Source organism: Andreesenia angusta (genome assembly GCF_001855385.1).
Classification (GTDB): domain Bacteria; phylum Bacillota; class Clostridia; order Tissierellales; family Gottschalkiaceae; genus Andreesenia; species Andreesenia angusta.
Genome location: NZ_MKIE01000021.1, coordinates 1 through 7,572, shown reverse-complemented (window position 1 = coordinate 7,572; position 7,572 = coordinate 1). Strand labels below are relative to the sequence as shown.

Genomic DNA, 7,572 nt, shown 5'->3' with positions numbered 1-7,572 from the left:
GAATACTATTTTTTGAAAATTGCAAACAAAAGCTTGTTTTCTTTTATGCTAAGCATTGGAAAAAACAAGCTTTTTTGTAATTTATTTTTCTTAACGTTGTTAATCCGCATAAATAGGACGGTACCCCATTATGGAGTATAGCCAGAATTTTAAGTAAGTTAAATACAGTTCAGGTCTACTGGGCTACAGTTTGAGAATTTTGAGCTATCCCCAAATGCCCTTGTTAGATGCCTGTTGATGGAGATATTTGGTTTCTTGCTTGGAATTGGGTATAATATGGGTAGTTCGCAATAGTTAGAAAATACGAGGAGGTCAAAAAATGAAAACATGGTTAAAGTATCTGTTGTATATCGTAGCAATTTTCATACTGGTTTTTAGTCGTCAGTATTTTGTGGAGCTATCAGGAAGAACTTTTAATGAACTATTTATCATAGGGTCAATGGTTATAAATGTCTTATTGGGGGCATTACTAGGAATTGAAGGTCTGCTTTCCGAGGTCAAAAGGGAAGGTTCTTGGAAAGTAAATATTCCTAAGCTGGTTTTAGTAGTTATTCCTTCACTTTTCATAGCATCTTCTTGGTTTATATTCTCTTTAGAGTCATTTATTCTTGATATACCTATTTCAGTTTTTACTGCTAATATGGGGATATTTCAACTGATACTTGGCTATACATTTATCACCAGCTTTCATAAAGTAAATAAACAAGAAGTCATAGGATAGTTCATAGTTGTTAAAAAATATGAGTTGTTGAAATAATGGGAGGAATATATGAGTACTTTTATATTGATAATGCTATATCCTATTATCTTGCTTGGCTTGATTACAATAGGTGCAATTTTATTGATTTCAAACCTTATAAAAAAGTATAAGTCATAAGTGAATAATCTTACTAAAATACGAAGCAAGTAAAGGAGTTGATTATAAATGAATAGTAGCTATAAATGTCCATACTGTGGTAAAGAAATGCATCTAGGTTTTATTCACCAAGATAGACGTGCATTAAAGTGGATTCCCGAGGAAAAAGACAAAGGTACCTTTCTACAAATTATTTCAAAAGGCATTAAGCTTACAGACTCACTCACAACGAGTAGTGTAGAGGCTTTATACTGTAAAGATTGCGAAAAAATCATTATTGATACGAAAGACAAAATAAATAAATCTTAATGATATGAATAAACTTACTATATTACGAAGGAGGTAGCTTGTTATGGATATTGGAATTCCACTAATTACTATACCGTTTTCTATATATTGCTTATATTCTTTTAAAAAATCGAAGCAAAATATATTTTTGATAGTTGCAACTTTAAGTTGGACTACAATGTATTCTGGAAAATATAATGTCTATCAATTTTTGCAAGAACCCTTGAAGTCAATTATAAATATGATAACAATAGGGCTACTACTTCTGACATTTATGCCTTATCTGAGAGAATCAATTAGACAATATAGGGAGTACAGAAAATATAAGAGATAGGTATCAATAACTAAAAGCAGCAACTTATCGTAATATTACTATATTACGAACTAAGCCCAAGAAGCTTCCACTAGATGGAATGTTTCTCGGGCTTAGTTTTCTTTTGTATTGTAAAAATATGTCTTAGAGTATAATTTGTCGGTTTTGCTGACGGCACTCCAACTTCAGATCATCCCTGAAAACCATATCAGTAAACATAAGGTAAACCATTTATATATACTAGGTTTACCAATAAGTAAACCGGTAAATCTTCGGTAAACCAAAAGAAAGAAGGGGGCACATTGGGGCCGAGTCTGTCAATAAAATGGTGTAAATATCCTGAAAAAAATATAGAGAATCCTTTTGCGGACAGTAGTTCGGAAATCGAGAGAGTAGCCTAGAGAGCAAGCTTTCTCGATTTTCTTTTTCTGCTTTTTTATGGATGTAGCAGACTAGCCAGTACCGCATACTTGTCAGTGAAATTTTAGTAATCGTAGCCCTGTAGTCTATCCTCGAAGTGTATGCTAAGTTGAGCCAGTATCATAGACCAGCCTCGGTATCTTTGGGTCCACTTCTTTTGTATATCCATTGTAGCAAGGTACAGCATTTTCATCAGCGACTCGTCCGTTGGAAACACTGACTTTGACTTGGTCACCTTCCTGAGCTGTCGGTTGTAGCTTTCTATCGCATTCGTAGTATATATCATCTTTCTGATTTCAGGCGGATACTTGAAAAATGCGGATATCTCCTCCCAATTGTTCCTCCAAGACTTCACAGCTATCAAGTACCTATCTCTCCACTTGTCTTCAAGCAGGTCAAGCTGTTGTAGAGCCTCAGACTCAGTCGAAGCCTGGTAGACGTTCTTCAAGTCACTGCAGAAAGATTTTCTGTCCTTGTACGACAGGTATTTCGTTGAGTTTCTAATCTGGTGGATTATGCATCTTTGAACCTCAGTCTCTGGAAATACAGCTTTTATGGCGTCTGAGAAGCCTGCAAGCCCATCTATCGAAGCTATCAGAATATCCTCCACACCTCTGTTTTTAAGCTCTGTTATCACCTTGAGCCAGTATTTCGAGCTCTCGTTTTCTCCCACCCAAATTCCCAGCACTTCTTTCATTCCGTCCAAATTTGTACCTATGGCAACATACGCAGCCTTGTTGATTATCCTACCTTCCTGTCTCACTTTGTAGTGCACTGCATCCATTATCACGTGGCAGTATATGCTTTCAAGTGGTCTGTTCTGCCATTCGCCAACCAGTGGAAGTATCTTGTCTGTAATTCTCGATATCAGTGCTGGGGAGGCTTCAAAGCCATATATATTTTCGATATGGTCCTGTATATCCCTTACTGTCATTCCTTTAGCGTACATGCCTAGTATCTGGTCTTCTATGCCTGATATATCTGTCTGGTTCTTCTTCACCACTACAGGTTCGAACTCGCTGTCTCTGTCCCTTGGAACATCTATATCAAGCTCTCCGTACTCGGACATAACCGTCTTCTTTCGCTTGCCATTTCTGCTGTTCGAAGTTTCCTTGTTCTTGTAGTCGTACTTAGTGTAGCCTAGCTCCTCGTCCAGTTCTGCTTCTAGCATCTCCTCGATTATATCTGCAAACTGCTCTTTTAGAAGCGTGGATATGTCCTTGGCGTCTTTCAGTTTTCCTTGCTTCATCAGGTCTCTTATTGTCTTCTTGTCAAAAAGTTTCAAAACGGTGCAACCCCCTTATGATTTTAGTATATCATCATCAAGATAGTTTACACCGTTTATTATACACACCCTTGGGGGGCCCTTCTTTTTACATTTTCTTTTTGTACGCACCAAATCTCTTCAATGCTTCTATTATTCTCGCTTCATCTTCTTCGTGGACAAAATACCTTGTTTTTGCTTGTGGCAACGCTCTAGCATAGTCATTCTTAATAGTTTCCAATGTGTAAGCATATATATTTCTCGCTGCTTTCCTTTTAGAATACATGTAGGAGAGCAATATATAGTCATATATCTCAAGCCCTATATCACTTATATTTACCGAATCATAGATAACTGCTACTTGGTCGTCGTTAAATCCCGAGTCCCATAGTCCTGATCGTATACGAATTTCTTCTATATCTATTCCTAATTTTATGTATTTTTCTGCCGTGACTGTTTCCTTCTTATTTCTATATTTCACATCGAATCTTATACCCACTACCTTATTTCTTTTTTTCACTTTACTGTACTGAATATCGAGATCTGTTTGCTCATTTATCTCCTTTGTAGCTGTTTTAAGGACTCTCTCTTCAAAGTTAGATATTCTCTTATACTTATCTTGATCAATACCTAAATAGGCCCGCAAATCCTCGATCTCAAACTCTCTATAGTCTTCACCTTTATTCTCATACTGTTTCAGCAATTCGTAGATTCTTATGCTATAGCTACTTCGCATACTCAGTATATTTTCTAATTGATACTGGGTATACCCTTTTGTCCCTTTTTTCAATATGTCTTCAATGTAGGGAAGCAGATCTTTGTTTATATAGTATTCCAACTCATACTCGCCTTCTGTCACAGATGGACTATTGATCAACCTTATCACTGTAGTCTTTCTCTTTCTCTTCTCTGTTAGAGTTTCTACCACTAACTTTACATCTTCTAGTGCTATGGCTGTCTTTTTAAGATAGTCGTAAAAACCCTTATGATTGGTGGAATCTTTCAAGGAAGATACGTCTAGCACATACTTTTCAAACTGATTTTCTTGATGTAGTTCTGTTTGTGTCATTATTAAGGCAAACAACTTCGCCTCGTTTAGGCTCATCTTACCTCTGCTTTCAATAAGTAAATTGCTTTTGCTTACCTTGTCGTCTTTCTCTTTAATCTCTATTTCCACCAAGACTTTCACCTCCAGCTACTCCTAATTATATTCACGCAACAACTACATGTCAACTATCTATGTAGTTATTGTGCCCCATTTATGTAGGCATTGCCCCCCAATTATGTAGTCGTCATTCCCCATTTATGTAGCTGTTTATACCCTTCTATCCCAGTAGACAACTAGCTTAGTTTTGCAAATGTTTTAAATCAGTAAAATAGGTACTATCTATATCTATCTACACAAAAGCATCTCCTTAAATACAATTCCGTCGCTATCTTCTAACAGTTTTAAAAGCTTTGCCCTGCTGCTCATGCTTTTACCTCCACTTTCGACTTTTCTTACAATTATGCTTATATCGCATCTATTATAGGCATGGTCGTAAATAAAATCTTTATATAGTGGAGATATTTGGTTTCTTGCTTGGAATTGGGTATAATATGGGTAGTTCACAGTTGTTAGATACTGTAAACTAATTAAAAGGAGGCGTTTTTATGAAAAAAATCATAATGTCATTTTGTATAATATTATTGGTATTTTCTTTAGTAGCTTGTAAACAAAGCCCTGAAACTAATAAGTTAACAACAGATACTGGGCAGTATACTAAATTTACCAAAGAAGAAGTAGATAAAGCAATAGATACTGTAAAGAATAATTTTGACTTTCCTGCAGCTACTCTAACAAAAATATGGTATGACGAAGACAAATCCGATTCTCTTGTTACGCTTTATTTGGAAACTGGTAAAGGATCGGCAAGTGGAATTAAACCTGAGAATACTATTGTCTTGTTATCAAGCTTTGATGTTGATGATTCGGGAGAGAATGGTAATCCTGTTTTAGACCCAGGTACGTATACAGATTATCAGTGGGTTTTGATAAGAGATAATCCAACAAGTGATTGGAGAATTGATGGTAGGGGTTATTAAAAATAAATAGTAAATCTAAATTTTGAATAGTTCTCAATCTTACTATACTACGAACTAAGCCATAGAAACTTCTGTTCCAAGGAAGCTTTTATGGCTTAGTTTTTCGCACTTATTGTTTAAATATGGCTTATCGTGGGTTTTGTCGATAATGTGCAAGGTACCCCATTTAATAAACATCAGGTAAACCATTGATATATAATAAGTTTACTGTTAAGTAAACCGGTAAACTTTCAGTAAACCAAAAGAAAGAAGGGCCCCAATATGGTCCCTTCTTTCTTCACGTATGGTATTGTTTTGTTTGATTAGTAAATATATATCCGATATTTTTGCATTTAATCCTTCTATTTCACTTCGGCCAGCTTTTTCTCAAGCTCCTTGTTCTCGGCCTCCAAAGCCTCAAGTTTTGCCATATACTTCTCTCTCTGGCTATCTATTTCGGCGATTCTCTGCTCCTGTATCTTCTGGACTTCTTTCTGATGCTCGCCTGCAAGCGCCAGCAGCTCTTTCTGTTTTTCAAGCTCCATAGTAGCTTTCAGCCTTTCGACTTCGGCCATAGCTTCCTCTCTTGCCTTCTCTGATGCTTTCTTGCTTTCGTCCATGGCCTGAACAGCCATATCCTCCAGCTTCTCTATCTCTTCTTCCTGCTCTTTTAGCTGTTTTTCAAGAGCCTTAGCCTTGTCGCTCTCAGACCTGAGCTTGGCCTCCGCTTCTTTCAGCTGATCCTCCAGTGCCTTCTTTGCTTGTTTTAGCTCTGCAAGCTCGGACGTCTCTTCCTCCAGCTTGGCTATAAGCTTTCTGTCGCTCTCCGTGTCCTGCTTTGTCTTTACTACTTCATCCCTCAATTTCTCCGTCTTAACTCTGTAGTCGTCTATAATGCTGGCTGCTGTTTTCTTGTCTTCCTTCAGGGCTCTAACTTCGCTTTCAAGTGCCTCAAGTTTGGACTCCCTTTCCTTTATGGCTTCGGCAGCCTGGACCCTTAAACTCTCGCCCGCCACTTCGCTTCTCTCTACCATATTCGCATATATACTGTACATCCTGCCGGTCAGTTTGTTCAGCTCCGCCAGATCCGCTTTCACATCCGCCACGCTTCCTGTAAGCTTGCTTGCCTTGTAGGTCTCTATAAGTACCTGCATAAAATCCCCGGCCGTTCCACCTTCATAGCTCTCTATCATTTGCTTCAGCTCTTCTTTGGCCTCTGCATCCATTTTCACAGCGTAAGTCGACATTTCTTCGTCCATTTCCATCGCTCCCTTTAAAAAAACCATCAAAAGTAAACTTTTCCTTATATCTATTATACCACTGTATGCCTGTATTTAAAATAGTAAACTCCTATTTTGCATAATTAAAAGTAGGTAAACCATTGAAATTTCAACAGTTTACCTAAAGTTTACCTCGATTATCAGGTAAACTAGGTTAGGATTTAAGCATTTTTCGGCACCATTCGCTTGAAATAGCCATTGTGTGAGCTCCGAACCTTCCTGAACTGGCACGTCAAAAGTTTACCCTTTAAAAGCGCTTTTACATCTATGCAGCGGGGGCTGATCCCACCGCCTACCTCTGTTGACCGCGGAAGCGGTAGAGCGAGGCTGAGCTTATGTGCGAAGTCGAGCGTGGCCAGAGCGCAAGGGAAGATTCCCCCTGGGAATATCACCCGAAGCGGACAAACGCTGGGCCTATATTCAAGTATCTTCAGGGGCGGCTAGTTCCGCGAAAAGCGGAAATCCGTCGCCCCGTATTGCCGGCGGTGGTGCGCAGTCTGCACGACCGCCTTTCTGGTGGGGAATGGGCGGATGCGTCTCCGCTCTTTCCCCATAAGGCGCTGAGGGCGGAAGGGAATGTCCGCCCGGGTGCCACTTCCAATTTCAAATCTACCACGTTGGTACCGACCAGTTGTCTACCTGTGGTGCCCGGCGCGTTTCCAGGGCACTACAGGACGCACCGGGGCCCCTGTATGGATGTTTCTCCATGCTGTGGGCTTGCCTTAAGCTCTAGAGCCGTCTGGAGCGTCGCAGCGGTGCGATAGCACGGCTGCATGATGTCAGGGTGGAAAGTCTAATCCGAAAGCGAAGGCGCCGAAGCGAGAGGCGGGGAAACGGCGGTGGATGGTTGGAGTTGCCCCCGCCTTGAACCCCGGCACGGCAAAACCTCACTCTGAGGTGCACCCTTTTGCCAGTGCCGAGCTGATGCCCCTGGTTTTCCCCTTCTCCAGTGATGGTGCACACCGCTTAGAGCGTAAGCGACAGTGTTTCAGGGGTTCAAAAAGGGGGTGGGGTCTGGGGAGGGGGAAAAAGGGGGGCGGCGAGGGTACCGGGATAGGCGCCTGGTCCTTCAGGCACTTGGAAGCCC

The 7,572-nt window shown here is 39.9% G+C and carries 6 protein-coding genes; 3 read left to right on the top strand and 3 right to left on the bottom strand.

Features of this window, described 5'->3' with window-relative positions:
- Nucleotides 1-319: 319 nt before the first annotated feature.
- A complete protein-coding gene (locus EUAN_RS11890; RefSeq protein WP_071064790.1) occupies nucleotides 320-721 on the top strand; it encodes a hypothetical protein in 402 nt (133 codons plus the stop codon).
- A gap of 204 nt (nucleotides 722-925) precedes the next feature.
- Nucleotides 926-1,165, top strand: coding sequence for a PF20097 family protein (locus tag EUAN_RS11885; protein ID WP_071064788.1), 240 nt, complete (start codon nucleotides 926-928; stop codon nucleotides 1,163-1,165).
- A 776-nt stretch (nucleotides 1,166-1,941) separates the two neighbouring features.
- On the opposite strand, the gene EUAN_RS11875 is transcribed toward EUAN_RS11885, so the two are convergent.
- Nucleotides 1,942-3,126, bottom strand: a complete 1,185-nt coding sequence (locus tag EUAN_RS11875) for an IS256 family transposase (protein WP_071064794.1) — start codon at nucleotides 3,124-3,126, stop codon at nucleotides 1,942-1,944.
- A 124-nt stretch (nucleotides 3,127-3,250) separates the two neighbouring features.
- On the bottom strand, nucleotides 3,251-4,318 hold the full coding sequence (locus EUAN_RS11870) for a replication initiation protein (RefSeq protein ID WP_245674496.1): 1,068 nt from the start codon (nucleotides 4,316-4,318) through the stop codon (nucleotides 3,251-3,253).
- Between the two features lie 476 nt (nucleotides 4,319-4,794).
- Between EUAN_RS11870 and EUAN_RS12515 the strand changes: the two genes are divergently transcribed.
- Nucleotides 4,795-5,226, top strand: a complete 432-nt coding sequence (locus EUAN_RS12515) for a DUF4829 domain-containing protein (protein WP_143000728.1) — start codon at nucleotides 4,795-4,797, stop codon at nucleotides 5,224-5,226.
- Between the two features lie 341 nt (nucleotides 5,227-5,567).
- Here EUAN_RS12515 and EUAN_RS11860 read toward each other — a convergent pair whose 3' ends face one another.
- Nucleotides 5,568-6,464, bottom strand: a complete 897-nt coding sequence (locus EUAN_RS11860; protein ID WP_071064782.1) for a coiled-coil domain-containing protein — start codon at nucleotides 6,462-6,464, stop codon at nucleotides 5,568-5,570.
- Nucleotides 6,465-7,572 lie beyond the last annotated feature (1,108 nt).